The following is a 24,857-nucleotide window of genomic DNA, read 5'->3' as shown; positions in this document are numbered from 1 at the left end:
CTACGCTCCTTTTACAACTGACTTAAGTCTAAATGATTTAGTCTTAGAAAGTGGGCGACACTCAACTGCAACAATCTCGTCTCCAACTTTAACTTCATTACGTTCATCATGTACTAGGTACTTTTTGAAACGTTTTACAACTTTATGATAACGAGGATGCATTACACGACGTTCAACAATAATAGCTACTGTTTTATCGCCTGCAATTTTAACTACGTTACCTTGGATTTCACGCTTATTAGCCATCGCTCGCCCCTACTTTGCCACTGCAGCAAGTGCAGTATTAATTCTAGCAATATCTTTTTTAGCTACTCTAAGTTCGCTAGTATTTTGAAGTTGCATCATTTTTTGTTTAATTTTTAAAGTAAACAGTTCAGTTTTTTTCTCTTTAAGCATTGCTTGAAGTTCAGCTGAACTTTTATCTGCTAAATCAGAATATTTCATTGTTCATCTCCGCAGTGATTATTTTACATTTGAATGGTAATTTATGCATAGCAAGAGTTAATGCTTCACGAGCAATCTCTTCTGGTACACCAGCCATTTCAAAGATTATACGACCTGGTTTAATGTTCATAACCCATTGATCAACAGCACCTTTACCTTTACCCATACGAGTTTCAAGCGGTTTAGCTGTTAATGGCTTAGCAGGAAAAACACGAATCCAAATCTTACCTTGACGCTTAATGTGACGAGTAGCAGAGATACGTGCAGACTCTATTTGACGAGAGTTGATACGACCAGCTTCTACTGCTTTAAATGCGATATCACCAAAAGCTAATTTATAACCAGAACGAGCGTAACCACGGTTACGACCTTTCATTACCTTACGATATTTTGTTCTTTTTGGCATTAACATAATTATTCAGCCTTTTCACTATTTTCACGACGAGGAGCACGTTTTGGACGACGCTCTTTTTTCTCTTCTTTTACTTCTGCAGGGATACCTTTTGTAAGTACTTCACCTTTGAAGATCCATACTTTTACACCGATAATACCGTATGTAGTATGTGCTTCAGCAAAACCATAATCAATTTTAGCACGAAGTGTATGTAAAGGAACACGTCCCTCTAAGTACCACTCAGTACGAGCCATTTCTGCACCGCCCAAACGACCAGCAACTGCAACTTTAATACCTTTAGCACCTGAACGTTGTGCACCTTGCATAACTTTTTTCATTGCACGTCTAAAAGCAATACGACGCTCAAGTTGAGTAGCAACATTTTCAGCAACAAGTTGTGCCGAAGTTTGTGCTTTTTTCTCTTCTTTGATATTGATAGAAATTTGCTTACCAACTAACTTTTGAACTGCAGTTTTAAGTTTTTCAATGTCCGCACCTTTCTTCCCGATGATAATACCAGGACGAGCAGCAACGATAGTTACACGAAGTCTTTTAACTGTTCTTTCAATGATGATGTTAGAAACACCAGCATAATAAAGTTCTTTTTTCAAAAATGTTCTTATCTTGTGATCTTCACCTAAAGCAGCTGGAGCTGTTTTAAAGTTAGGGAACCAACGGCTCTCCCAGTTACGGTTGATACCAAGACGTAAACCTATAGGATTGACTTTTTGACCCATATTATTTACCCTCTACTTCTACTAAGATATGTGCTGTTGGTTTTCTAATACCTGAAGCCATACCACGAGCACGTGGACGGAAACGTTTTAGAACTGGACCATTGTCAACACGACATGATGTAATTACACAATCTTCAGCTTCACTACCACTATTTGCAACTGCTGATGCAATTACTTTAGAGATAATTTTCGCTGCCTTATTTGGAGTGAATTCTAAGGCTGCCATTGCTTCTTCAGCATTCATACCTTGAACTTCTCTTGCAATAAGACGAGACTTGATAGGTGATACACGGATGAATTTTAATAATGCTCTAGCCATGACCTATCCTTTCTTTTGAACAGAGCCCTTGTGGCCCTTGAATGTACGAGTTGGTGCAAATTCACCAAGTTTATAACCGATATGATTCTCTGTAACATATACAGGAACAAATTGACGACCATTGTGAACATTTATTGTTAAACCAACCATAACAGGAAGAACCATAGATCTTCTTGACCAAGTTTTAATAGGTTTTTTCTTCGCTTCGGCTTTCATAGCCTCCACTTTTTTCATTAAATGGTCATCTACGAATGGACCTTTTTTTACTGAACGAGCCATTATTAACCTACCCTTTTAGCATTTGGTTTACGGCGAGTAATAATTAATTTATCACTAGCTTTTTTACGACGAGTTTTAGCACCCTTAGTTGGTTTACCCCAAGGAGTAACTGGATGACGACCTGAATTCGTTTTACCTTCACCACCACCATGAGGGTGATCAATTGGATTCATTGCTGAACCACGAGTTTGTGGACGAATACCTAAGTGACGTTGACGACCAGCTTTAGCAATAACAATATTACCAAACTCTTCATTTCCAACGATTCCAACTGTAGCAAGACATTCACCAAGTACTAAACGCATCTCAGATGAAGGCATACGTAAAGATACATATTTACCATCACGACCCATAATTTGAGCAGAAGTTCCAGCTGAACGAACCATTTGTCCGCCTTTGCCCACTTTTAACTCAATGTTATGAACAAGTGTACCAACAGGAATATTTTTCAACTTCATAGCATTACCAGGTTTAACATCTAAACCAGCTTCTGCTGATGCAACTGTATCACCTACATTTAAGCCTTTTGGTTGAAGCATATAACGCTTTTCACCATCTGCATATGTAACAAGTGCAATACGACAGTTACGGTATGGATCATACTCGATAGCTGAAACAGTACCAGGAATATCAAATTTATTTCTTTTGAAATCAATGATACGGTAAAGTTTTTTAGCACCCGCTTGTTTATGACGAGATGTGATACGACCATTATTGTTACGACCAGCAGTTGTTGGAAGTTTTACAAGTAATGAACGTACACTAGCTTTAGCAGTGATATCTGAACTATCTACATTCGTATAAAAACGACGAGACGGAGTTATCGGTCTATAAGTTTTAATTGCCATCTTATACCGCCAAACTTTCTATTTGTGCGCCTTCAGGTAAAGTTACATAGAACTTTTTGAAGTCATTTTGCTTCCCTTGCACACCACGGAAACGTTTCACTTTTCCGCTTTGATTTAGAGAATTGATTTTTGATGGAATGATTCCAAAATATTCTCTAAAAACCTCTTTAAGACCTGTTTTAGTCATACGTGGTGATGTTTGAACAACAATTACACCATCTTCTTGTAGACCAAGAGTCTTTTCTGTATATAGTATAGATTTAATATCTGTAATATCTGCCATTACTTAGCCTCGCTTACAAGATTTTCCCATACAGCTTTTTCTATCACAAGTGAGCGATAGTTTGCAGCTAAGTATGCGTTTAACTCGTTAGACTCTATAACGTATGTAGCATTTAAGTTTTCAAATGCATAATATGTTTTTTCATCTAATAATTCTTTTACAAAAAGTGTATCTCTTTGATTTAATGCTTTAAACATTGCTGCAGCGTCTTTAGTTTTACCAGACTCAACAGAGATACTATCTACAATAAATAGAGTACCATTTTGTGCATGTTCATTTAAAGCAAAGTTAAGAGCAAGTTTTTTCTGCTTTTTATTTACTTTTAAGTCGTAGTTACGATTGTTTTTAGAACCAAACGCTTTACCACCACCTACGAATATAGGAGAACGACGAGAACCAGCACGAGCACGTCCGCCACCTTTTTGAGCCCATGGCTTTTTACCACCACCACGTACTTCACTTCTACCTTTTGTAGTAGCAGTATTTGCACGTTGTGCAGCTTGAGCTGACTTAACATATAGGTAAAGATTATGAGGGTTAATACCAGAGAAAGACTCTGGTAAAGCTAACTCGTGATCTTTTTCCATTTTTTCATTCAAGATAATTGCGCTCATTATTTAGCTACCTTTACACGACCTAAAGCACCGTTAGCACCTGAAACTGAACCTAAAACCGCGATGATTTTGTTTTCAGCATCGTAAGAAACGATCTCATTTTTTACACTATTTTGTGTGTTTCCGTAATGACCTGGCATTTTCTTACCTTTCATTACACGACCTGGCCATTCAGCATTACCGATAGAACCTGTTCTACGACCAAATCTATGACCGTGAGATGCAGGACCACCACCGAAATTCCAACGCTTCATTGCACCCGAAAAACCACGACCTTTAGTGTTGAAAGTAGATCTAACTACACTAGCTTCTGCTAATGGAGCGATATCTAAATCACCAGCTTCAGTATTTGCTACTTCTAAAGTAACAAAACGGTTAAATTCAGATGGAAGGTTGTATTTCTTTTGTTGACCTTCAATTGATTTATTCATTTTTTTACCACTATTGTAAGCTACAATCGCAGTACCTTCATTCACTTCACACACTTTTGCATCTAAAACTCTTAAAAGAGTAACTGGTTTAGATGGAACTGTGATTGTACGGCTCATACCGATTTTTTCAACAATATATTCCACGATGACTCCTATTTGTCCATAGAGCGAACTTCAACGTCCACTTCTGGTGCAAGATCAAGTTTCATTAATGAGTCTACAGTTTCTGGCGTTGCAGAAACGATGTCAATCATTCTAGCGTGCATACGAATTTCAAATTGCTCACGAGCTTTTTTGTTAACGTGAACAGATTTAAGAACTGTATATTTACGAATCTTTGTTGGCAAAGGTATTGGACCACGAATTACGGCACCTGTACGCTTTACAGCCTCTACGATTGACGCTACTGATCTATCTAATACACGATGATCGTAAGCTTTCAATTTTAAACGAATTTTTTCCATGTTTTTCCTTCTAAAGAACTCGTTGGATCCTAGCCCAACTATTTAAGGGAGCGGAATTATACTCAATATAGCTTATTTATTCAAGGTTTTTTGGCTTTAAAATCAATTTTTGTATGAATTTATTTCCTTTTAATAAGGAAGTGATAAAATTACTTAATTTAATTATTGGAAAAAAATGGAAATTTTATTAGAAGAATTATATAAAACAGATTTGTATGTTGAAAAATTTATTGATAGAAAAATAAATATTGATGACAAATCATATCAAATTAATGGTATTACCAAGAGTGGTAAAACTAAACTTGTAAAAAATCATCTCTTATCATTAAAGAAAAACTCCTACCTTTATATCAATTGTAATGATATACGCATTGATATAGATAAGCTAAACGCAGTGCTACCCAATTACTGTAATGCAAATAAAATTGATACTCTCGTTTTTGATAATTATACTACTGCGTTTAAATTTCCTAATGTAACACAACTTTTGATTACATCTGAGACTCATTATAAGATAGACAAGCTAGATACACTAACCCTCTATCCGCTAGATTATGAAGAGTTTTTAGCTTATGAACACAAATTTGATTCTAGTGCTTTAAACCATTTTGTGCAACTAGGTGGTTTAGCCTCTATGCATAAAATCAATGCTGATGAGAGAATTCTTTATCTACAAAACATCTTACGTTTTACCTTAAATGAAATCGAATTTGATCTTTTACTCTTATGCAGTAAATTTATGTCTCAAAAAATATCTGCATTTACACTCTATGAAAGGCTCAAGACTATTCGTAAAATTTCAAAAGATAAACTTTACGCCTCTTTTGAAGCACTCAAAGATAAAAACTACATTCACTTACTGAGTAAATATAATCACCCCCGAGCCATTAAAAAAGTATACCTATGTGATACCTCTATTAAAGGGGCACTGAGTATTGAAAAAAACTTTGGACGTTTATTTGAAAACATGGTTTTTCTTGAACTCTTAAAATCAGCAACAGAGTGTTATTACGAAGAGGGGATAGACTTTTATCTTCCTCAAAATGATGAAATAATTTTATGTAAACCCTTTATGGATGAACGCCTGCTCTTTAAAAAGCTTGAAAGTATTGAAGCCTTTATATTTAGTTATGGCATCACACAGATAACTGTCGTCACCATGAATAAAGAAAGTACAATTTCTCATCCCATTGCAAAGGTTGATATAATACCTTTTGACATTTGGGTATTAGGAGATTAACATGGGAATTTTATGTGGAATAGATGAGGCTGGACGTGGACCTTTGGCTGGAGATTTGGTTATAGCTGGATGTATTCTAAACGCAGTAGTTGATGGTTTAAACGATTCTAAAAAACTCTCCCAAAAAAAAAGAGAAAGTTTATACGAGAAGATAGTTTTAAATGCAGTCTTTCATGTAGTTAGGTTCTCACCTAAAACAATAGATGAAAAAGGTATCTCTTATTGTCTAAAAACAGGATTACAAGAGATAATGTCCGAGCTAAACACATCCCAATACCTTTTTGATGGCAATACAAATTTTGGAGTTTACAATCTCCAGACTATGATTAAAGCTGATGCTAAAATACCTGAAGTAAGTGCTGCTTCTATCATAGCTAAGGTCACCCATGATAGAGATTTACTCCAACAAGCAAAAAAATATCCACAGTATCACTTTGAAAAGCATAAAGGCTATGGAACCAAATTGCATATCCAAATGATAAAGGAGCATGGATATTGCCCTCTACATAGAAGAAGTTACAAGATAAAAGCATTGGAAACTAGTAAAACTCACTCAAAACTCACTCCTTTTGTGATATAATAACATCAATAAAAAAGGAAGAACAATGAAAAACATAATCTTAATCGCAATCACAGCGATATTATTAGCAGGATGTTCAAGCACATCTTTAATAGCAACGCAGAAAAAACTCCCTGCAGTGTATGAAGATGTTAATGCAAGCTACCAAATCAAAAAAGATGTTACGATCTCTCTTTTTAGATTGAACAACTACACTGACACACCACGTGCTGGCTTACGTGCAGCAAATATTGTAGAAGGTGTTTTACTCGCTAAAGGTTATAATCTAACAACGCATCTCTCAAATGATAAGTACACTTTTGAAAAAGCAAAAGAAGAAGCCAAACATGACAATAGTAAATACTTTCTCATAGGCGGGGTAAGTGAGTGGAGATATAAAACTGGTATAGATGGTGAACCAGCGGTAAGTATGAAGCTTAGCCTTTATAAAACAAAAAGTGAAAAACTCGTTTGGAGTGCTACAGGAGCAGATAGTGACTGGGGTAATGGCTCTATTGGAACAACTGCTCAAGAGCTCATCCAAACTATGATGGTTGAGTAAAAAGCAACTCAATGAACTATACAAACAAAAGGATAAAAAAATTATCCAAAAGTGACATTCTTTTAAACAAGTTAAGAAAATATGCTTACCTTGAAACTCTAGTCATTGTTGGTATTTTTCTTTTTGTTGGATACCTTATAAATCCTGCAGATATCGCTTTTGTACATACACAGGTCTCTTATCTTATTATCATACTTGCAATCATTACACTTTTTCATGGCTTTGAAAATGGCCTTTTAGCAGTAGGTGTCGTGTCACTTGCTATGTGGTTTTTTTATACACCTTTTCCTTCTATTGAATTTTTAGTTTCTTTAATGATGACAATGATTTTTAGTGAATTTCATTACTATTGGACAAAAAGAATACGAGAGCTTAAAGTTGAAGCTGATTATAAAGCAACGAAGCTTGATGATCTTGCAAAAGCTTTTTATACACTTAAAATATCACATGACCAACTTGAAAAGAACTATGTCGTCAAACCAATGAGTATTCGTAATGCTATAGAGAATATAGCAAATACGACAAAAGAGATTAAAACTAACAACATTAACAAAAAAAATGCTCTTTATTATGAAAAATTTCTTGCACTTGTAGAAAAATCATTTAGTGTCAATAGTGCCTTAGTTATTTATCTTGACGACAACCATCATGAAGATATACTCAGTGTTGAAAATGCTTTGGTTACGTATAGTACAACAGCAGAGAAGTACCCTAAAGAGGAGATTTTTAACTCCTATGTAGTGGACAAAGCATTGAATGTAAAACAGCCCGTGTACATAAGCGACAAAGCAGGTGAGCCGACACTAACAAGCGAGCAAGAATCGCATTTTCTTGTTGCTATGCCAGCTGTGCAAAACAATAAAGTATCTGCAGTATTAGTCGTTGAGAGAATGCCCTTTATGTCATATAATAGAGAAAATCTTATCTCTATTGCTATTTTATTGGAGTATCTTGCAATTGAGATATCAAAAGAGCATACACTTCAAATGATAGATAAAATCACCAACGTTCATGATGATACATTTACCTATGAATACAATAGATTACAATATCTAAAAGATATGTATAATGTTGACTCCTCTATAATGGTTTTAAAAATAAGTAATGAACTTCAAACGATAAAGGTACATGAAAAAATCATACATATGTTACGTTCTTTAGATATGTCCACACAGGTACAACACAATAAGTTTCATTACATCATTATACTTTTTCCTCTCAGTGATAAATCTTCAGCTCAAGGTTTTTTAAAGAGACTCAAGCACAACATAAAAAATGAAAAAGACAAAGAGTTTGAGACAATGAATTTCACAATGAATCAGCTTGAACTTATAAATAGTTATATACAAGACAGTTATCATGACTAACCTATTTGGCTATTATGAAGAGTATATTTACATTATTCTTATTGTACATCTTGTTATCAGTGTTGTCCTAGCATTTGTAATATCAATCTATGCTCTGAAACGCTTCGAGAAGAGCAGTAAAAAGATAGATGCAAAAGATGCACTAAGATTAACACAAACAGAAGATAAAAGTTGGTTTTACAAACTTCTTTTTAAAGCTTCTTTGCATAAAAACAATCAAATCGGAATTTTTATTTTTACTCTATTTTTTAATATCTCTATTCCATTCTTGGGTTATTTTTTCACCTTATGGCTTTTTTGGTACATGGTAAATGTCAAATATGAAAAACAGGTTCTTGATACAAATATACTTGACTTAGATGAGTTTAAAAACTCTTTTTTAAAAGTAGAAAGAGTTTTTGGAGAAGGTTCAATGATAAATATGATGAACAACGCATATGTACCAAAATCTAAAAAGCTTAAAGCCCTTGCTACGCTCGCCTCTTACATCACACCTATAAGCCTTCAAATAGTGAAACAAACATTATCAAGTAAAGACGATGAAATACGAATGTTTGGGTATGCAGTCATCAATAAAGCTGAAAAACAACTCAATGAAAAAATGAATGCTCAACTAGCAATAATTGCAGAAGAAGTAGGTAAGGGAGAGCAAAAGGACAAAGAAAAAATCGCCTTTGCGGCTAAAGAGCTTGCACATCTTTACTGGGAAATGGTATATGCAGAGCTAGCCCATGACAGCCTAAAAGTGAACTTTCTTAATTCGGTTATCACCTATATCAATATTGCCAAAGATTACTATCTTCCACATCTCGATGAAATCCTTGAACAAATCCGAGACTGTGAAAAAAATGATGCTGAGCTGAAAAATCTTCAAGCTATTCGATATGAAAGACAAAAACTTGAAGAGACTTATCTTATTTGTTCAAGCTTGTTTACGCTGATGGGACGTGTTTATATGCATAGAAATGAGTATGAATTAGCCAAAGCAGAATTTACAGTTGCCAAAGAACTACTCAACAAACGTTCAACATTTCTTATTCCTTACCTTGCTGAAGTCTACTTTGTTACTGGTAAATTCAACATTGTCTCTTCTTTGATAAACCAAACGAAAGGATTGGAGTTTAATGCAAGACTTTATCCTATCATTCAACAATGGAAAACAGCCTCATGAGTGAAAATTTCCCAAAAAGTGATAGCGTTGACATCATGCTTTTCTCAGAAGGAACCTACCCTTATGTCAAAGGTGGTGTCTCCAGCTGGATACTACAACTTATGAAAGGACTCCCAGAGTACTCTTTTGGGGTTTGCTTCACAGGAGCAACACCTTTACTCGATGGGCAACCTATGGAAATTAGTTATGAATTTCCAAAAAATTTAAAACACCTAGAAGTTCATTACCTTTTTAATGACACACAAGTAGATACAATAAAACCAAAAAGTATCAAAGGAAGTGAAAAAGGCTTTGAAGCTATCAGGGAACTTTATAAATCCTTTAAGAGCCAAAAAGGTGAAATACCCGAGATACTACAAAACATTGACTTTTATTTAAAAGATGTCACTTTTAATGATTTTTTACACTCTGAGAGAGCTTGGGAGTTTTTAACCCAGACCTATAATAAAAACTGTCCAGATATTCCTTTTGTAGATTATTTTTGGACACTGAGAAATATTCATAAGCCCATCTGGTCTTTAGCTAAAATTGTCAAAGAACTCCCAAAAACAAAAATATACCATGCTCCATCAACTGGGTATGCAGGGTTTTTAGGAGCGCTTGCTTCATACACAAATAAACGTCCTTTCTTTCTTACAGAACATGGAATCTATACACGAGAACGTAAGATAGATATGCTTAGTGCCGATTGGATAGAGTTTAAAAAGCCTAGCTTATTACAACAACCTGAAGAATACAATTACATCAAAAAAATGTGGGTTAGTTTTTTTGATAAAATAGGAATTTTTTGTTATCATCGTTCTAACCATATTTTATCACTTTACTCAGGAGCACAACAGATACAAATTTCCTTAGGTGCTCCAAAAAATAGAACAAAAATCATTCCAAATGGGGTAGATGTTGATGGTTTGATGCAAACAATACAGTATAGACAAGATCCACCTCAGCCGATTATTACACTTATTGGACGCGTTGTTCCTATTAAAGATATCAAGACTTTTATTCGTGCAATTAAAATTGCTTCGCAAAGCATTCCAGATATTCAAGGTTGGGTTGTTGGTGCTGTAGATGAAGATAGAGAATACGTAGACGAGTGTCAACAAATGGCACTTGCTTTAGACCTTAAAGGTGGGTTGCAACGATTTGAAGGGAACAAAACTAATCTCACTTTTAAAGAGATACAAAACTCTCCTGATAAGATTAAATTTTTCGGACATAGTAATATCAAAGAGATATTACCAAAATCAGCACTCCAAACTTTGACATCTATCAGTGAAGGAATGCCACTTGTTATACTCGAAGGTTTTGCAGCAGGTGTCCCTTGTGTTGCAACGGATGTTGGAAGCTGTCGAGACCTCATTGAAGGGGGAATCAACGACGATGATAAAAAACTTGGTAAGGCAGGCTCCATAACAGGTATCGCTAACCCAAGTGCCCTAGCAAAAGAGTATATAAAATTTCTCGATTTTGAAAATGGCCAATGGAAAAAAGCGCAAGAAGTAGGACTCAAACGTGTTGAAAAATACTACAAACAAGAGATGTTTTTACAAGAGTACAAAAAACTCTATAATGAAGCTCTTAACATTAGCTGGGATGAGCTTAATGAGAGGAGAGAGTAATGGCTGGTATTGGGTTTGAGCTAAGAAAAATACTCAAAGAAGATAGACTCCTTTCACTTGCTAAAGTCTATGGTTACTCTGCGATTTTGAGTTCTGGTCCATGGGTTATTTCCATCATTGCTATCCTACTTGTCGGTTTTATAAACCTTGCAAATTATGCTGCAAATAGTGACGTTTACCGTTTTCAAGTTGTTATCACCTATGCTATTGCCCTTGCTTCAAGTTTAATCATTACAGGAATAGTGCAACTCCCTTTTACACGTTATGTTGCTGACTTAATTTTCAAACACAAAGAAGATGAAGTTCTTCCAGCCTTTTTTGGCGCAATTATCCTCGCTTGGGTTCTTGGTCTTCCTTTTATCACCCCTTTTTATATTTGGATGTTTGATGGACAGAGTGCTGCGTTTATCATAGGTGTGATAGTTACCTTTTTAGTTTTATGTGCTGTATGGATTTCAAGTATTTTAGCTGCAAGTTTAAAGTACTATAATGCTGTTGTATGGGCTTATTTTATCTCCTATGCACTCATCGTTTTTGTCTCTATCTATGCTGGAGATACCATAGAAAAACTCATCTATATCTTTTTTACTGGAAATGCTTTTTTACTTCTCATTCTCATGACACTTATTATTAAAAGTTACAATTCCAATATATTTTTTAAAGTTGATTTTTTTCTTGCAAAAAACTTTTATTGGACTCTAGCGATTGCAGGGCTTACCTACAATCTTGGGGCTTGGGTAGATAAATTTATCTTCTGGTATCACCCTGCGACTGGTTATGCCGTTATAGGAAAACTCCATGCTTCACTTGTTTATGATATGCCTATCTTTTTAGCCTATCTCTCTATCATACCAGGGATGGCAATCTTCTTCTATAGACTTGAAGCTGATTTTGCCGAGAAGTATGACCTCTACTACAATGCAGTAAGAAATGGTGGAACACTTAAAACTATCAGCAACTATAGAGATGATATGATCAATGTTATCAGACATGCTATACATGAAATCATCATCGTTCAAGTAGTTGTAGATATCATCCTCTTTATAACGGTGCCTCATCTCTTTAAACTCTTACATATTCCTCAACTTTATTTAGGATTATTGTACATTTTAACAATCGGGGCAATGCTACAACTTGCCTTTATGTCAGTTTTAGCAATACTCTACTATTTAGATAGAAAAAAAGTTGCTATGTGGCTTTGTATTAGTTTTTTTCTGCTCAATACAGGCTTAACCTTTGCCTCCATCGATATGGGTCCTGCAATGTTTGGATATGGCTACACAGTATCACTCTTGCTTGTCTTCACAGCAAGCATCATAATAATAAGAAAAGAAATGGATAGGTTAAATTATGAAACTTTTATGCTGCAATAAACTCCTCCTTTTAGTATTGCTTATCTACACAAGTGCTTTTGCATCTTTGAGCGACAAGAGTAGTGTTATTTATTATGGAAAAAACATCTCATATCCTATGGTTGGAGTACATGACTATATCATTGTACAGCCATCAAACACCAACACCCATACGCATGGTTTTAAACTCTACAAAGACAAAATGTATGCCTATGTAAGCATTGGTGAGATAGATCAAGAGATAGATGAATACCAAGATCTCAATAAGTCGCTCATCATTGGAGAGAACAAAGCATGGAAGGGTAAACTTTTAGACCTTAGCAACCCTGAATACAAAAGATTTTTATTTGAAAACATCATCGAACCACAAAGAAAACGCGGGTTTAAAAATTTCTTTTTTGATACCCTTGATTCTTACCAATTAATAGCAAAAACACAAAAACAAAGAAGCAAAAATGAAGCAGCCCTTGTTGATATCATTCACAGCTTTCATCAAAAATACCCTGATGCAAAACTCATCATTAACCGTGGTTTTGAAATCATAGACAAAGTACATGATGATGTAAACGCAGTACTCTTTGAATCTTACTATCATGGTATAGGTGGGAAAAATCTCTCTTATCAAGAAGTGAGCGATACAGACAGACAATGGTTGGACAGTCAAATAAAAAAAGTTCAATCATATAATCTTAACGTAATTTGTGTTGATTATCTTCCGCTTGAATCTATGCCGACACAAGCCAAGGCCTTAGTTAAAAGACTTCAAGCTAAAGGCTTCATCCCTTATGTCGCGACAAAAGATCTCAATACTTATGGATATTCAAGTAAAACGCCTATAAAAAGAGAAATACTCACTCTTATTGATGAAAGTGTTCATGATAGAGTTTACCTGACTGCACATCAAATGGGAGCATTAGCACTAGAGTATGAAGGATATATCCAAAAACTTTACAATGTTGATAAAAAACCCCTGCCTAGTATGCATCAAATGCAACAATATGGTGGTGTTATCGTTTGGTTGGGAAAAGATTACAAAAAACCACAAGCATTGATAAACTGGATTCTAAATCTCCAAAAATACAATATTAAAGTTGTTTTTGCTTCATCATTTTTTTTACCTTACAATACAGAAACATTAAGTCCTTTATATATTTCTTTTGAAAAACAAAACAATATCACTACTCAAAAACATATCGCTATTGACAAGATGATTGGCTATGAAATTGATGTACCCAAAATAAACGATAATTTCTCTTTGCACATTACGAAGGGCGAAACTCTTTGTACTCTTATAAATGCTAATAATCAAGAAGCTACGCTAGCAGCTATTATGCCATGGGGTGGCTTTTCTATTGGAAATGCATTTATTTATGAATTTGGCGAAGACAACTTATGGGTTACCAACCCTTTTGAATTTTTTAAAAAGGCACTGCGTTTAGAAAAAATACCCGTAGCAGATCCAAGCACCGAGAACGGCAAAAGAATTCTTTTTAGCCATGTTGATGGTGATGGTATCATGAGTAGAGCAGAGTGGAACCCAAAACTCTTTTCCGGAGATACGATCTACAAAGATATTTTACAAAAATACAAACTTCCTATCTCAGTTTCTATCATTGGTGCAGAAGTAGATAACAATGGACTCTACCCTGAGTTAGCCCCACAGCTGCAAAAGATTGTCAAAAAAATCTACAAACTGCCAAATGTTGAACCCGCTACACATACCTTTACTCATCCATTCTTTTGGAATAAAATCAAAGATGGCAATTTAGACGAAAAATATAGACTTAAACCAAAAGGCTACCATTTTTCTCTTTATAACGAACTCAAAGGCATGATTGATGAAATCAATGTAAAGTATCTGCCAAAAGACAAAACACCTAAAGCACAAACAGTATTTTGGAGTGGTGATTGTATACCTACCGAGAAAGTTCTTGACTTTAGCTACAAACATAATATCTTAAATATCAATGGTGGGAATACCTACATCTCGAACTTACATCCTTGGCTCTCTAATGTTGCACCTTTAGGACTAGAACGTGGTGAATATTATCAAATATATGCAGGTACACAAAATGAAAATGTCTTTACAAATGAATGGCTAGGACCATTTTGGGGCTTTAAAAAAGTAGTACAAACATTTAAACTAACAGAAAGTCCAAGACGTTTAAAACCAATAGATATATACTATCATCTTTATTCAGGTTCAAAAAAAGCTTCCCTCAAAGCACTGGATTATGTTTATGATTGGGCACTCAAGCAAGATGTAATGCCAATTTTCACTTCTGAGTATATTCCAAAAGTTATGGACTACTACACAGTTTCTCTAGCAGAAGAAAATAATGCATTTCTTATTACAGGGATGAAAGACCTTAAAACACTGCGTTTAGAAAAGATGCAAAGTGAGCCAAGTTTGAAAAGTTCAAAGAATATCATTGGATTTAAAAATGTTACAGGGCACAATTATATCCATCTAGGAACGGATTATCAGGCAAGACTCTCACTTGCAGGAGGCAAAGAAAAAAAACGAGCCTACTTGCGTAGTGCTAATGCGAAAATCACAGCAAGTGAAATAAGCAAAGATTCACTTCGTCTCAAACTAGAAGGTCATATAGCGCTCAAGCTTGAAGTCTATCTAACAAAAGAGTGTCAATACACTCTAAATCCTCCAGCAGACAAGATAAGCTACAAAAACAATATCTTAAACGCAGTATATAAAACAAAAACGGGAGCAACACTCAATGTCGTATGTAAACCGTAAAAAGAAGTATGTTGCAACATATAAAGAGATAATTATTGGCTTTTTTGCCTTTAGTATCATCCTTGTCGTGCTTTACCCAAAGGATTCTCTTTACAAAGAGGTTCTTAATGAAGAGTCAAACTATGATATCACTATGCTGTATCTAAAAAATATGCTTAAAAATGATCCTTCAAATGAAACACTTATGCTTGCAGTTGCCAAACAAAGCATCAAAGCAGACAAAAGAGATCTCTCTTTTCGGCTCTTATCCCTCTTAAAAAATTCTCATGATATTAATATAAAAAAAGAGGCCTATCTCACAAGCTATAAAATAGCTAAACAAGACTACTTCTATTTTAAAGAAAAACGAAACAAAACGAAAGAGAAAGAACTCTATGCTCAAATGCAGACACTCTTTCATACTATCGTTACAAAGCATTACTACCCAAGACAAAACAGTGAACCTTACTACAAAGATGCCCTTTTACTCAATGCTACAGAATCTGCCTATATCTTAACAAAAGAGCAACTTGAACAAAAACCAAACAGTATTGAAGTACTCAAAAATGCCTTTTATCTCTCATACAAACTCAAACATTATGAAGAAGCTATAGAGTACCTAGAGAAACTAGAGTCATTGGATACAAAACAGACAAAAAAATACTTAGATGAACACTATTTTGTACTTCTTCAAACATCTTCTTATAATGAAGCTGAATCCTATATGCAAAACAAAGCACAAAGCTCTCTGTACTGGAGAGAAAAACTTGCAGAGTTTTATCTTGCTAAAAAAGAGTACAAAAAAGCTGCAAATATCTATATGACTCTTTTTGAAAAAGCACAGACCAAACATGAACAAAGAGAACTCTGGCTCAAAGCCATTGCTACACTTCTCTCAGGGAACAAACAAAAAGATGCTGCTCGCTTAGGCTATAAGTATCAAAACTATTTCTTCTTTGATAAACGTGCGAGAGTAGCACTACTTAAGCTCTACATCTCTGCAAATGATTTGCAAAAAGCCAAACAGCTTTCTCGAAAAATACTCAAAACTAAAAAGAGAGGAGAGTAAGTATGCGTATCATTTTCCTTATACTGATTTTTGCATTGAGTCTGCAAGCTAAAAAAGATGCGCAGACCTGCTATAGTATTCAACTTGCAAGTGCTGTAGCAAACGAAAAAAATCTGGAACGCTTATCTAAAAACTCTTATCCTGATAGATGTATGGTTATGAATATCAATGATATCTTAACTGTTCGCTGTGAATGTATAGAGAATTTCAAAGAGGCAAAAAAAAGTCTTACAAAGTACAAAGCATCCTACAAACAAGCTTATATTGCAACAACACTGAGGTATAGATTTAATAAACATCAATTAGTAAAAGTGTATACAAGTAGCGATGAAGAACTTCGTCTTATGTTACAAGCATTTTTATACTCCAATGACCTTGAACACGCATATCAGACTGCACTCATAGGCTACAAGAAACATCCAAACTCTTACTACTGGAATCAAAAAATGGCAGAGATTTCACGCTGGAGCGGGAGAGGAAATGATGCAATAAAATATATGAAATATATGTATATGCAAAGTAATGACTCAAAGCTTGCCAAAGAGATTATAGATTATGGGCTTAAAGATTATCAATATGAAGAGATTCAAGGTTTAGTCGAAAAAGAAGCGATGAAAAATCCAAGTAAAGAAAATCTTGACAAGATGACTTTTATCTACTCTCAAATTGGGGAACCACAAAAAGCTGCAGATGTTTTGCACAAACTCTACACTCTTCATCCAAAAAATCCAGAGTATCTCACACGTGAACTACAAATATATATGGATATGGGTGATCTTGAATCAGCAAGCGTTATCATAGATATCATAGAGTTAAAAAATCTCTACAGTTATGATAATGTCAAACTTATTTCTTACTATTACTATCTCAAACGCAATATTCAAAAAGCCTACGCAGTGCTAACGAAGGTTGATATATCTAAGCATTATGATGAAAAATTGTATCAACTCCTCAGTGATTTAGGCTGGTATCTTCAAAAATACAAACCTGCGTCTGAGGTTTCTCAAAAACTCATAGCACGTCAAAATGCTAGACTTGTTGACTATGAACGTGTTATCTATGTAAATAAAGATACAAACTACAAACTAGCCAACCAAACCGCGCTAATGGCTTATAAAAAATTTGGCACCTCCTACCTCTTTTATATGTTTGCTAACAATGCACTAGCGCATAATGAACTAAGTCAACTAAACGCAGTAATCCAGCAGATAGATAAAAGTAACTCTACTTTAAAAGAGGATGCAAATTATTGGCTCATAAAAGCAAAACTCTATGGGCTGCAAAACAAAAGTACGCTAGCAGATGATGCCTTGCAACATGCAATGCAGTTAGAACCAGACAATATGCAAATACAGTTTAATACTATAGACTTGTATCTTAAAGAAGGTAAATATACCCAGCTAAAAGCAGCTCTTACGATGCTTTCATCAAATGAAACACTTGCACAAAGTTTTTACTTTCCCTTAGCTTCACTCTACTACACTGTCCATAATGTAAATCTCGCTTCATACTACATGCAAATGCTACAAGAGTATGAAAATCCTGTAATTCACACTATGGAGTATAAATTTCTTCAAGCCGATATCTATCAAGCACGAAATAAGCACAATGCTTTTATGAGTGAAATTTATTCTATTATCAAAGAGTTAAAAAAAGAAGCAGAGGGTGACCCAAAAGTTACCAAGAGTGATAAATATCTCTACAATTACCTAAGAGCAAAAATGTACACACTTGCTCCAGATAGTTTCAAGCAAGAACTTAAAGAAGCAACACCTTACCTCACAAAAGTACATTATGACAGCATAGCCTACGCTTGGGCTTATAAAATAAATGCCAAAGATAAAATGCATAAGGTATATCTAAATACAAAAACAAAAGAGATATGGCTACAGTTTGCAGATGCGATGCAAGAACAAAACCATACACAGATAGAAAACCTACTTTTTTCTTATCTAAACGCAGTGCCACTCGATGATGGCTCTTTTGCTGCAGTAAATGATGGACAAATAGCCTTAGCACAAACACTTAACTTCGACTCTTTAGATAAAAACTCTGACAATCAAAATGCCTATATAGGTATGCTTGGACTCGTAAAACAAAGAAGTGATAGAGCAGATGTTACAATGTCCTACTACAACAGAGATCCATTACTGAGAAAATATATCAGTATTAACAACTCTATGTACATAAATGATGGTATTTACTTTTTAAGTGACTTGCATTACTATCGTAATTCAAACCTTGACAACAACATTCTTTTACGTGTGCCTAACGACACTTTAGAGTTCAACCTAGGAGCAAAACGACTCTTTAACAAAGGTGAGATTACGCTTTATGGTGGCTATGCAAATAGTATGGATTCTTATTTTGCTTATTCTATTTCTGGAAAATATAGACTTGACAAATACTTCACGCTCAAAGGTGGGTTTTATAAAAATGCAAAAGCAGATGAGTCTGTACCACTTCTTATAGCCGGTAAAAAAGATAAGTTCACAATAGGATTAGACTCTATCATTTTCAACTCCACTTCACTTGAGCTTAGCCTTGAGAAAAGCAGTTATACTTCTCAAGATGAAAAGGCTTTGGGTGAGGGAACCTATGGACGTGCCATCCTAGGGCATCAGATAAGAAATGGATACCCAGATATGAAACTCTCCCTTTTTGGAGATTTTGCAAAGTACAAAGAAGACTCAGGCGATAAAGGTTTACTCAAAACGGTACAGCAAACAGGCATCAATGTACTACCAAATGATTTTTATAATCTCGGAGTTGATTTTGCCTATGGAATGCAAAATAGTGAGATTTATACACGTGTGTGGCGTCCTTACTTTGAAGTAAGCACTTTTTATAACAGTGATATTAATGATTTTAGTTATGCCTTTAATGCAGGATATGGAGGCAAACTCTATTCACAAGATCATCTTATATTTGGAACAAGCTACACCCAATCCGTCAATGGAATAGGCGGTAGTATCTTTGAGGTATTTTTAAAGTATCAGTTTCTTTATACTCATAAGTAAGGGTCTCTTACTTAGATAAAACAAAGTCTAACTTTGTTTATATCCATTTGGATTATTTGACTGCCAACGCCATGTATCCTCACACATCTCTTTAACGCCACGAGTAGCTTCCCAACCTAAAGTTTCTTTGGCAAAACTTGGGTCTGCGAAACATTTTGCAATATCTCCAGCACGACGTGGGACAATTTTATATGGTACTGCTTTACCTGAAGCTTCTTCAAAAGCTTTTACCATATCTAAAACAGAGTAGCCTTTTCCAGTTCCAAGGTTTACAGTTAACACCTCATCAAGAGCATCAATTTTATTGAGAGCCTTGACATGTCCTTGTGCCAAATCAACAACATGAATATAATCACGAACACCTGTACCATCATGCGTATCATAATCACCACCAAAAACACTGAGCTCATCTCTTTTGCCTACTGCTGTTTGAGAGATAAAAGGCATAAGATTGTTTGGTATGCCGTTTGGATCTTCACCAATTGTGCCTGATTTATGCGCCCCAACAGGATTAAAATATCGAAGTAGAACTATCTTCCACTCTTTATCAGAGACAAAAACATCACCGAGTATCTCTTCGATAAAAAGCTTACTTCGCCCATACGGATTTGTAGCACTCAAAGGAAAGTTTTCTTGTATCGGTGTCGTATGTGGGTCTCCATAAACAGTCGCAGAAGAACTAAAAACAATCTTTTTGCAGTTGTTATTTTTCATCACTTCACATAAAGCCACTGTTCCATAGACATTATTGTCATAATACTCTAAAGGCTTTTCTACCGACTCACCTACAGCTTTCAATCCTGCAAAATGAATAACCGAATCAATATCATACCTATCAAACACTTTTTGCAAAGCAACTTTATCACGAATATCGCCCTCCACAAAAGGTACTTCCCTACCTATAATCTTTTCAACTCTAGCTAAACTCTCTTTGGATGAGTTACAAAGATTGTCATAGACTACAAAATCATACCCTGCTTCACTCAACTCCACACAAGTATGTGAGCCTATATACCCTGCTCCACCAGTTACTAATACCATATTAATACCCTCTTTAGTTAATTGAGTATATTATACACCTTAATTAATTTAGGATTGTTTAGTTGAAAAATATTATAAGAAATTTTATTCGTGAACCTTTAGTGCATTTTTTACTTCTTGGTGCTTTTATCTATCTTTTTTATTCTCTAAACGCAGTAGATAAGAACGCTCCTGTGCAAAACCAAAAACAAGAAATATCTCTGGGTAAAAATGAAATAAACGAACTCAAACGCAGTTATGCGTCCGAGTTTCATCAAAAACCTGACGCAAGCATCCTCTCTGCCTTAATTAAAAAAGCCCTAGAGAAAAAAATACTCTTGCAAGAAGCTTACGGGCTTGAACTCTACAAAAATGATACGAAGATAGACAACATTTTACTCAAGAAAATGCACTTTATTCTTAATTCTACTGCTTCGCAAACGCAGCCAGATGAGAGTGAACTCAAAGCTTATTATACTCAGCATATCAAAGACTATTCACAAAGAAAAAACATCTCTTTTTATCTTATACATTTTGACAGCTTATCAAAAAAAGCGCAAAAAGATTTTTATGAACTTTTACAAAAAAGCAGTAATTTTAGTGCCTATAAAGAGATAAAAAAACAGACTAAAGAGCAAATACGCAGTAGATTTGGAAACTATTTTACAACTACAATCTTTCAAGCTAAAAAAGAAAAATGGCTCCCTGCTCTGCCATCAAAAAAAGGTTTAGAATTTGTCTATCTTGTAGATTATGACACGCTTGAGCCTTACCCTTTTGAAGAAGTACAAGAGAGGGTGCTTCAAGATTTTCAAACGCAGCGTAGAGCAAAAAGTCGTCAAAAAACACTTAAACAGATGCAAAATTCTTATGCTATACGAGTACAAAAATAATGCTCAAATTTCTCTTTCTTCTTTTTCCATTTTTGCTTTTAGCCCACCAATCAGGACTCTCGTATATCAACATAACAGAGGATGTAAACAAACACATCGACGTACTCTACAAAAGTCCACTCCAAGATATCAATGCAAACAAAATAAGCATCAACTATCCATCATACTGTAGCATCACGCACAAAAATCTGCAAAAGATACAAAATGGTTTTGTTATCAATCACTACACAATGGATTTTCAAAAAAAGGGACTTTTAGATGCACGTATCTGGATAGATGGACTTATCAAACAAAATAGAGGCGTTTTGATAGAATATAAAAGTCCTAAACGCAGTAAAACAGCTCTGCTTCGTGCTGATAAACCCTTTATTTATCTCGATAAAAAGAGCTCAAATCTCACACTTTTTATCTCTTATGTCAAACTAGGGATTCATCATATACTCTCAGGCTATGATTACCTTCTCTTTGTACTCTCATTGATTTTACTTGCACGCAACATTAAGGTCTTATTATACGCTGTTACTGCGTTTACACTTTCACACTCTATCACTCTCGCTTGTGCTATGCTTGGTCTTGTCGATCTTCCTGTTGTTTTTATAGAAGCGATGATAGCCCTGAGCATACTTTTCTTAGCAAGAGAGTTAGCCACACCAAAAGAAGATACTCTTACAAAAAGACATTTGGGAGTTATTGCTTTTATCTTTGGTTTGTTACATGGTTTTGGATTTTCCAATGTTTTAAAAACTATAGGCTTACCTCAAGATGAGATTCCACTCTCTCTTTTTGCTTTTAACCTAGGTATAGAAGTTGGGCAACTCTTATTTATTTTAGTAGTAGGTTTTGTTCTTTTACTCTTCAAAAATTTTATGAAAAAAGAGCCAAAACACATAAGACACATCACTGCTTATCTCATAGGTATTATCTCTAGTTTTTGGTTTATCCAAAGAGTTTTCTCTTTTTAAAACAAAAGTTTTCTACTGCGTTTAGTTAGCCTGCCGCATTCATAGCAAGTTGTGCCATTTTTTGTATATATTCTGCAACACTTTCATCTGCTTCAAGCACTTTTTTCAGCTCATTGATAAAGTACTCTTTTGTTCTCTCATCTGCAATGTTAAAGGTATAAAGCACCCACTCAGCATTAAGAGCCAGTTTCTCACCGTTTTTCTCAACCACAAAAGTTCTATAAAGGTTCATTTCACTTTGTGCAAGAAGTTCTAAAACACTTTTGTAAAATTCATTTATATTTGGGTTGATTAAAGAAGCTAACTCTTCTTGTGTTATTTTTACATCTACATCGCTGATGGCTTCTCTACCAAAAACTAAAGCATCGCCTAAAACAAGTCGCTCACCAATAAAATAAGCTTGCTTTTTTTCACCAAGAGCATTTGCGTCACTATAGATGATATGCTCTTTAATGCCCTCAAGTTCATCTATCAAAATCGAGCTAAAAAATGTATATACAGTGTTTGCAGTCATATTTAACTCAAGCTCTTTTAACTCATGGCTTTGTCCATCTATAGAGAGTGCTTTCATTAAAATTTCTCCAAAAGAATGACATTTACATAGGTACCTGCTTCAAGAAATTTATCATCTTCTCCCGCTACCATCAGTGCTGAGTCATGAAGCATATTGACAAGAATTGCTGAGCTTCCGACCTTTTTACCTTCAAAATTCACAAAATACTCACCATCTTCTACAACAACATTACATGCAGTAAATTCAGTAAAAGGAGAACGTTTTTTGAAGTCCTCTTGCAGTTTTGCTGCTACAGTTTTATAAGGCTCCTTTTTACCAAGCATCTTCGCAATCAAAGGTAGAGCATACAAGATCCCTGTAACAGTTGAAGAGTATGCAAACCCTGGAAGTGCAATGATAAATTTATTTTCCCGTTTTGCTACCATGATATGACGTCCTGGTTTAATAGCAACCCCTTTGTAGATAACCTCAGCACCTAAACGAGGGACGATATCTTTTACAAAATCATAATCACCTACACTTACCCCACCTGTACTGACTAAAATGTCTGAACATGAAAGTGCATTTTCAAAGGTCTGCATGATGGCATCTCTATCATCAGGTGCAGTTCCTAACTGAATAGCCTCTGCTCCTGCTTGCTCAAAGAGTGCTGCAAGTGTATAGTTGTTAGAACTTCTAATCTGTGCAGGATTATCACTCGGCTCTCCAAGATCAAGTATCTCACTCCCTGTAGCTATCACGGCTACGCGAGGACGAACACTCACGGGAACCATCACTTGATTGAGCCCTGCCATCACACCTATCTCAGCGAAACCTATCTTCGTCCCTTTTTCTATCAAAACATCACCAGCTTTGTATCCCTCACCAATTGGGCGTACAGAAAAGCCCAAAGGAACAACTTCATTGATAGTAATCTTTCCATCAGCAAAAGTGACATTTTCTATCTGGATAAGCGTATCTGCACCCGCTGGCATCATAGAACCAGTAAAAGTTTTGATACATTCTCCAGTTTGAATCTCTCGCACTTCATCATGTCCAGCAGGATTATCTCCAAGAACAGTGAGTTCTCCAAGAGCTAAATCTTCATGCTTCACAGCATAGCCATCCATAGAAGCCGTTGGAAATTGCGGGTCATTATATCTAGCAGCTATATCTACAGCCAAGACTCTACCCAGAGAGTCACTCAGGGGCACTCTCTCAAATCTGTTTGCATTTACTTCTAAAAGTTCAAGCATATTTTGACTTGTTTCATATGATAAAAAATTCACAGTTCATTATCCTTCATTTTATTTCGCTAAAAGCCCGCTGCCTTTTATGGCTGTTGAACGATCTTTTGCATAGATTCTTTTTCCATCTTTAAGGTCATATTTCCAGATAGGTGCACTGGCTTTGAAGTCCTCTACAAAGGTATCAATAAACTCTAAAGCAACTCTGCGTTTAGGAGAAAAGACCGCTGCAATGTATGATGATTCGTGCAACATAACATCGCCACGTGAGTGTGCCATTTTAATGATGGCACCTTTTGCTTTTGCTCTCTCCTGCCAAGCTTGAAACCATGACTCTAAAATTGGTTCATAAATGTCAAAGCTGAGCCCATCTATCTCATCTTCAGCGCGTACTGTTCCCACAAAGGGAATATATGCACCGTAGTTGCTTTTTGCTTCTTCTTCATACCAATCTTTTAAGATTTTAGGTACGTCTAGTGCGCCATCATACAAATAAAGCATAACTCATCCACCACAAACAGGAGGAAGTAATGAAATTTTATCACCATCTTTAAGCTCTTGCTCAAGTGTTGAGACAAGTGTATCATTCACAGCTACTGCACAAGTCTCTAGCCACTCTTTCATCTGTTCATCTTTTTGCAAAATTGCTGCTAATTCGTTCAAATTTTTTATATCTAATTCTAAAGCATCTTTTTGTATTGGTCCTAAAAATTCTACTTTTACCATTTCTTTT

General features: G+C 35.3%; 28 protein-coding genes. 12 read left to right on the top strand and 16 right to left on the bottom strand.

Features of this window, described 5'->3' with window-relative positions; genetic code table 11:
- Genes rpsQ through rpsJ form a run of 11 tightly spaced genes read right to left on the bottom strand, consistent with a single transcriptional unit; the run spans window position 1 to window position 4,813 of the window.
- A complete protein-coding gene (rpsQ, locus tag MV052_RS08875; protein ID WP_297443394.1) occupies window positions 1–246 on the bottom strand; it encodes a 30S ribosomal protein S17 in 246 nt (81 codons plus the stop codon).
- 9 nt (window positions 247–255) lie between these two features.
- Entirely contained in the window at window positions 256–444 is a 189-nt protein-coding gene (gene rpmC, locus MV052_RS08870) for a 50S ribosomal protein L29 (RefSeq protein WP_297443391.1), read from the bottom strand.
- Window positions 431–856: a 50S ribosomal protein L16 gene (gene rplP, locus MV052_RS08865; RefSeq protein ID WP_297443388.1), complete on the bottom strand. Its 426-nt coding sequence runs from the start codon at window positions 854–856 to the stop codon at window positions 431–433. The genes rpmC and rplP overlap by 14 nt, the downstream gene beginning before the upstream one ends.
- 2 nt (window positions 857–858) lie before the next feature.
- On the bottom strand, window positions 859–1,575 hold the full coding sequence (gene rpsC / locus MV052_RS08860; protein WP_297443385.1) for a 30S ribosomal protein S3: 717 nt from the start codon (window positions 1,573–1,575) through the stop codon (window positions 859–861).
- 1 nt (window position 1,576) lies between these two features.
- Complete coding sequence (rplV, locus tag MV052_RS08855) at window positions 1,577–1,894, bottom strand: 50S ribosomal protein L22 (protein ID WP_013326025.1); 318 nt, start codon at window positions 1,892–1,894, stop codon at window positions 1,577–1,579.
- Between the two features lie 3 nt (window positions 1,895–1,897).
- On the bottom strand, window positions 1,898–2,173 hold the full coding sequence (rpsS, locus tag MV052_RS08850; RefSeq protein WP_297443382.1) for a 30S ribosomal protein S19: 276 nt from the start codon (window positions 2,171–2,173) through the stop codon (window positions 1,898–1,900).
- 2 nt (window positions 2,174–2,175) lie between these two features.
- Window positions 2,176–3,021 carry a 50S ribosomal protein L2 gene (gene rplB, locus MV052_RS08845; protein WP_297443379.1) on the bottom strand — a complete coding sequence of 282 codons (846 nt, stop codon included), beginning with the start codon at window positions 3,019–3,021 and terminating at the stop codon, window positions 2,176–2,178.
- 1 nt (window position 3,022) lies between these two features.
- Window positions 3,023–3,304, bottom strand: coding sequence for a 50S ribosomal protein L23 (locus MV052_RS08840; RefSeq protein WP_193111167.1), 282 nt, complete (start codon window positions 3,302–3,304; stop codon window positions 3,023–3,025).
- Window positions 3,304–3,918, bottom strand: coding sequence for a 50S ribosomal protein L4 (gene rplD, locus MV052_RS08835; RefSeq protein WP_297443372.1), 615 nt, complete (start codon window positions 3,916–3,918; stop codon window positions 3,304–3,306). The genes MV052_RS08840 and rplD overlap by 1 nt, the downstream gene beginning before the upstream one ends.
- Window positions 3,918–4,493, bottom strand: coding sequence for a 50S ribosomal protein L3 (gene rplC, locus MV052_RS08830; protein WP_297443369.1), 576 nt, complete (start codon window positions 4,491–4,493; stop codon window positions 3,918–3,920). Before rplC ends, rplD begins: the two co-directional genes overlap by 1 nt.
- A gap of 8 nt (window positions 4,494–4,501) precedes the next feature.
- The gene (gene rpsJ / locus MV052_RS08825; protein ID WP_013326019.1) at window positions 4,502–4,813 is read right to left on the bottom strand and encodes a 30S ribosomal protein S10; all 312 of its coding nucleotides are present in this window, start codon (window positions 4,811–4,813) and stop codon (window positions 4,502–4,504) included.
- Window positions 4,814–4,988: 175 nt separating this feature from the next.
- Between rpsJ and MV052_RS08820 the strand changes: the two genes are divergently transcribed.
- The 10 genes from MV052_RS08820 to MV052_RS08775 are packed head-to-tail and all read left to right on the top strand — an operon-like array spanning window position 4,989 to window position 19,509.
- On the top strand, window positions 4,989–6,053 hold the full coding sequence (locus MV052_RS08820; RefSeq protein ID WP_297443365.1) for an ATP-binding protein: 1,065 nt from the start codon (window positions 4,989–4,991) through the stop codon (window positions 6,051–6,053).
- A gap of 1 nt (window position 6,054) precedes the next feature.
- On the top strand, window positions 6,055–6,633 hold the full coding sequence (locus tag MV052_RS08815) for a ribonuclease HII (RefSeq protein WP_297443362.1): 579 nt from the start codon (window positions 6,055–6,057) through the stop codon (window positions 6,631–6,633).
- 25 nt (window positions 6,634–6,658) lie between these two features.
- Complete coding sequence (locus MV052_RS08810; protein ID WP_297443358.1) at window positions 6,659–7,174, top strand: hypothetical protein; 516 nt, start codon at window positions 6,659–6,661, stop codon at window positions 7,172–7,174.
- Window positions 7,175–7,185: 11 nt separating this feature from the next.
- On the top strand, window positions 7,186–8,541 hold the full coding sequence (locus MV052_RS08805) for a PelD GGDEF domain-containing protein (RefSeq protein WP_297443355.1): 1,356 nt from the start codon (window positions 7,186–7,188) through the stop codon (window positions 8,539–8,541).
- Window positions 8,534–9,712 carry a hypothetical protein gene (locus MV052_RS08800; RefSeq protein WP_297443353.1) on the top strand — a complete coding sequence of 393 codons (1,179 nt, stop codon included), beginning with the start codon at window positions 8,534–8,536 and terminating at the stop codon, window positions 9,710–9,712. The genes MV052_RS08805 and MV052_RS08800 overlap by 8 nt, the downstream gene beginning before the upstream one ends.
- Entirely contained in the window at window positions 9,709–11,331 is a 1,623-nt protein-coding gene (gene pelF / locus MV052_RS08795) for a GT4 family glycosyltransferase PelF (RefSeq protein ID WP_297443350.1), read from the top strand. The genes MV052_RS08800 and pelF overlap by 4 nt, the downstream gene beginning before the upstream one ends.
- Entirely contained in the window at window positions 11,331–12,704 is a 1,374-nt protein-coding gene (pelG, locus tag MV052_RS08790; RefSeq protein ID WP_297443347.1) for an exopolysaccharide Pel transporter PelG, read from the top strand. Before pelF ends, pelG begins: the two co-directional genes overlap by 1 nt.
- Window positions 12,682–15,441, top strand: a complete 2,760-nt coding sequence (locus MV052_RS08785; protein WP_297443344.1) for an endo alpha-1,4 polygalactosaminidase — start codon at window positions 12,682–12,684, stop codon at window positions 15,439–15,441. Before pelG ends, MV052_RS08785 begins: the two co-directional genes overlap by 23 nt.
- The gene (locus MV052_RS08780; RefSeq protein WP_297443341.1) at window positions 15,422–16,489 is read left to right on the top strand and encodes a hypothetical protein; all 1,068 of its coding nucleotides are present in this window, start codon (window positions 15,422–15,424) and stop codon (window positions 16,487–16,489) included. Before MV052_RS08785 ends, MV052_RS08780 begins: the two co-directional genes overlap by 20 nt.
- Window positions 16,490–16,491: 2 nt before the next feature.
- Entirely contained in the window at window positions 16,492–19,509 is a 3,018-nt protein-coding gene (locus MV052_RS08775) for a tetratricopeptide repeat protein (RefSeq protein WP_297443338.1), read from the top strand.
- A 27-nt stretch (window positions 19,510–19,536) separates the two neighbouring features.
- Here the strand turns inward: MV052_RS08775 and galE are convergent, their stop codons facing one another.
- Window positions 19,537–20,550, bottom strand: a complete 1,014-nt coding sequence (gene galE, locus MV052_RS08770; RefSeq protein ID WP_297443335.1) for a UDP-glucose 4-epimerase GalE — start codon at window positions 20,548–20,550, stop codon at window positions 19,537–19,539.
- 62 nt (window positions 20,551–20,612) lie between these two features.
- On the opposite strand from galE, the gene MV052_RS08765 reads away from it, so the two are divergent.
- Complete coding sequence (locus MV052_RS08765; protein WP_297443332.1) at window positions 20,613–21,422, top strand: peptidylprolyl isomerase; 810 nt, start codon at window positions 20,613–20,615, stop codon at window positions 21,420–21,422.
- The gene (locus MV052_RS08760) at window positions 21,422–22,384 is read left to right on the top strand and encodes a HupE/UreJ family protein (RefSeq protein WP_297443329.1); all 963 of its coding nucleotides are present in this window, start codon (window positions 21,422–21,424) and stop codon (window positions 22,382–22,384) included. The genes MV052_RS08765 and MV052_RS08760 overlap by 1 nt, the downstream gene beginning before the upstream one ends.
- A gap of 25 nt (window positions 22,385–22,409) precedes the next feature.
- On the opposite strand, the gene MV052_RS08755 is transcribed toward MV052_RS08760, so the two are convergent.
- Genes MV052_RS08755 through MV052_RS08740 form a run of 4 tightly spaced genes read right to left on the bottom strand, consistent with a single transcriptional unit; the run spans window position 22,410 to window position 24,850 of the window.
- Window positions 22,410–22,955 (bottom strand): hypothetical protein, encoded by a 546-nt coding sequence (locus tag MV052_RS08755; protein ID WP_297443327.1) that lies wholly within the window; start codon window positions 22,953–22,955, stop codon window positions 22,410–22,412.
- Window positions 22,955–24,166, bottom strand: coding sequence for a gephyrin-like molybdotransferase Glp (glp, locus tag MV052_RS08750; protein ID WP_297443324.1), 1,212 nt, complete (start codon window positions 24,164–24,166; stop codon window positions 22,955–22,957). Before glp ends, MV052_RS08755 begins: the two co-directional genes overlap by 1 nt.
- Before the next feature lie 18 nt (window positions 24,167–24,184).
- The gene (locus MV052_RS08745) at window positions 24,185–24,625 is read right to left on the bottom strand and encodes a molybdenum cofactor biosynthesis protein MoaE (RefSeq protein ID WP_297443321.1); all 441 of its coding nucleotides are present in this window, start codon (window positions 24,623–24,625) and stop codon (window positions 24,185–24,187) included.
- 3 nt (window positions 24,626–24,628) lie between these two features.
- The gene (locus tag MV052_RS08740) at window positions 24,629–24,850 is read right to left on the bottom strand and encodes a MoaD/ThiS family protein (protein ID WP_297443318.1); all 222 of its coding nucleotides are present in this window, start codon (window positions 24,848–24,850) and stop codon (window positions 24,629–24,631) included.
- Window positions 24,851–24,857: the final 7 nt, after the last annotated feature.

Origin of the sequence: Sulfurimonas sp., assembly GCF_026988655.1 — a bacterium.
Taxonomy (GTDB): Bacteria; Campylobacterota; Campylobacteria; order Campylobacterales; family Sulfurimonadaceae; genus Sulfurimonas.
The sequence above is the reverse complement of the archived record's forward strand: the minus strand, read 5'-3'. Positions and strand labels throughout refer to the sequence as shown.

Bases quoted from the DNA above. Each gene is read 5' to 3' on its own strand.
- rpsQ (WP_297443394.1), bottom strand. From the start codon at position 246: ATGGCTAATAAGCGTGAAATCCAAGGTAACGTAGTTAAAATTGCAGGC.
- rpmC (WP_297443391.1), bottom strand. From the start codon at position 444: ATGAAATATTCTGATTTAGCAGATAAAAGTTCAGCTGAACTTCAAGCA.
- rplP (WP_297443388.1), bottom strand. From the start codon at position 856: ATGTTAATGCCAAAAAGAACAAAATATCGTAAGGTAATGAAAGGTCGT.
- rpsC (WP_297443385.1), bottom strand. From the start codon at position 1,575: ATGGGTCAAAAAGTCAATCCTATAGGTTTACGTCTTGGTATCAACCGT.
- rplV (WP_013326025.1), bottom strand. From the start codon at position 1,894: ATGGCTAGAGCATTATTAAAATTCATCCGTGTATCACCTATCAAGTCT.
- rpsS (WP_297443382.1), bottom strand. From the start codon at position 2,173: ATGGCTCGTTCAGTAAAAAAAGGTCCATTCGTAGATGACCATTTAATG.
- rplB (WP_297443379.1), bottom strand. From the start codon at position 3,021: ATGGCAATTAAAACTTATAGACCGATAACTCCGTCTCGTCGTTTTTAT.
- MV052_RS08840 (WP_193111167.1), bottom strand. From the start codon at position 3,304: ATGGCAGATATTACAGATATTAAATCTATACTATATACAGAAAAGACT.
- rplD (WP_297443372.1), bottom strand. From the start codon at position 3,918: ATGAGCGCAATTATCTTGAATGAAAAAATGGAAAAAGATCACGAGTTA.
- rpsJ (WP_013326019.1), bottom strand. From the start codon at position 4,813: ATGGAAAAAATTCGTTTAAAATTGAAAGCTTACGATCATCGTGTATTA.
- MV052_RS08820 (WP_297443365.1), top strand. From the start codon at position 4,989: ATGGAAATTTTATTAGAAGAATTATATAAAACAGATTTGTATGTTGAA.
- MV052_RS08815 (WP_297443362.1), top strand. From the start codon at position 6,055: ATGGGAATTTTATGTGGAATAGATGAGGCTGGACGTGGACCTTTGGCT.
- MV052_RS08810 (WP_297443358.1), top strand. From the start codon at position 6,659: ATGAAAAACATAATCTTAATCGCAATCACAGCGATATTATTAGCAGGA.
- MV052_RS08805 (WP_297443355.1), top strand. From the start codon at position 7,186: ATGAACTATACAAACAAAAGGATAAAAAAATTATCCAAAAGTGACATT.
- MV052_RS08800 (WP_297443353.1), top strand. From the start codon at position 8,534: ATGACTAACCTATTTGGCTATTATGAAGAGTATATTTACATTATTCTT.
- pelF (WP_297443350.1), top strand. From the start codon at position 9,709: ATGAGTGAAAATTTCCCAAAAAGTGATAGCGTTGACATCATGCTTTTC.
- pelG (WP_297443347.1), top strand. From the start codon at position 11,331: ATGGCTGGTATTGGGTTTGAGCTAAGAAAAATACTCAAAGAAGATAGA.
- MV052_RS08785 (WP_297443344.1), top strand. From the start codon at position 12,682: ATGAAACTTTTATGCTGCAATAAACTCCTCCTTTTAGTATTGCTTATC.
- MV052_RS08780 (WP_297443341.1), top strand. From the start codon at position 15,422: ATGTCGTATGTAAACCGTAAAAAGAAGTATGTTGCAACATATAAAGAG.
- MV052_RS08775 (WP_297443338.1), top strand. From the start codon at position 16,492: ATGCGTATCATTTTCCTTATACTGATTTTTGCATTGAGTCTGCAAGCT.
- galE (WP_297443335.1), bottom strand. From the start codon at position 20,550: ATGGTATTAGTAACTGGTGGAGCAGGGTATATAGGCTCACATACTTGT.
- MV052_RS08760 (WP_297443329.1), top strand. From the start codon at position 21,422: ATGCTCAAATTTCTCTTTCTTCTTTTTCCATTTTTGCTTTTAGCCCAC.
- MV052_RS08755 (WP_297443327.1), bottom strand. From the start codon at position 22,955: ATGAAAGCACTCTCTATAGATGGACAAAGCCATGAGTTAAAAGAGCTT.
- MV052_RS08745 (WP_297443321.1), bottom strand. From the start codon at position 24,625: ATGCTTTATTTGTATGATGGCGCACTAGACGTACCTAAAATCTTAAAA.
- MV052_RS08740 (WP_297443318.1), bottom strand. From the start codon at position 24,850: ATGGTAAAAGTAGAATTTTTAGGACCAATACAAAAAGATGCTTTAGAA.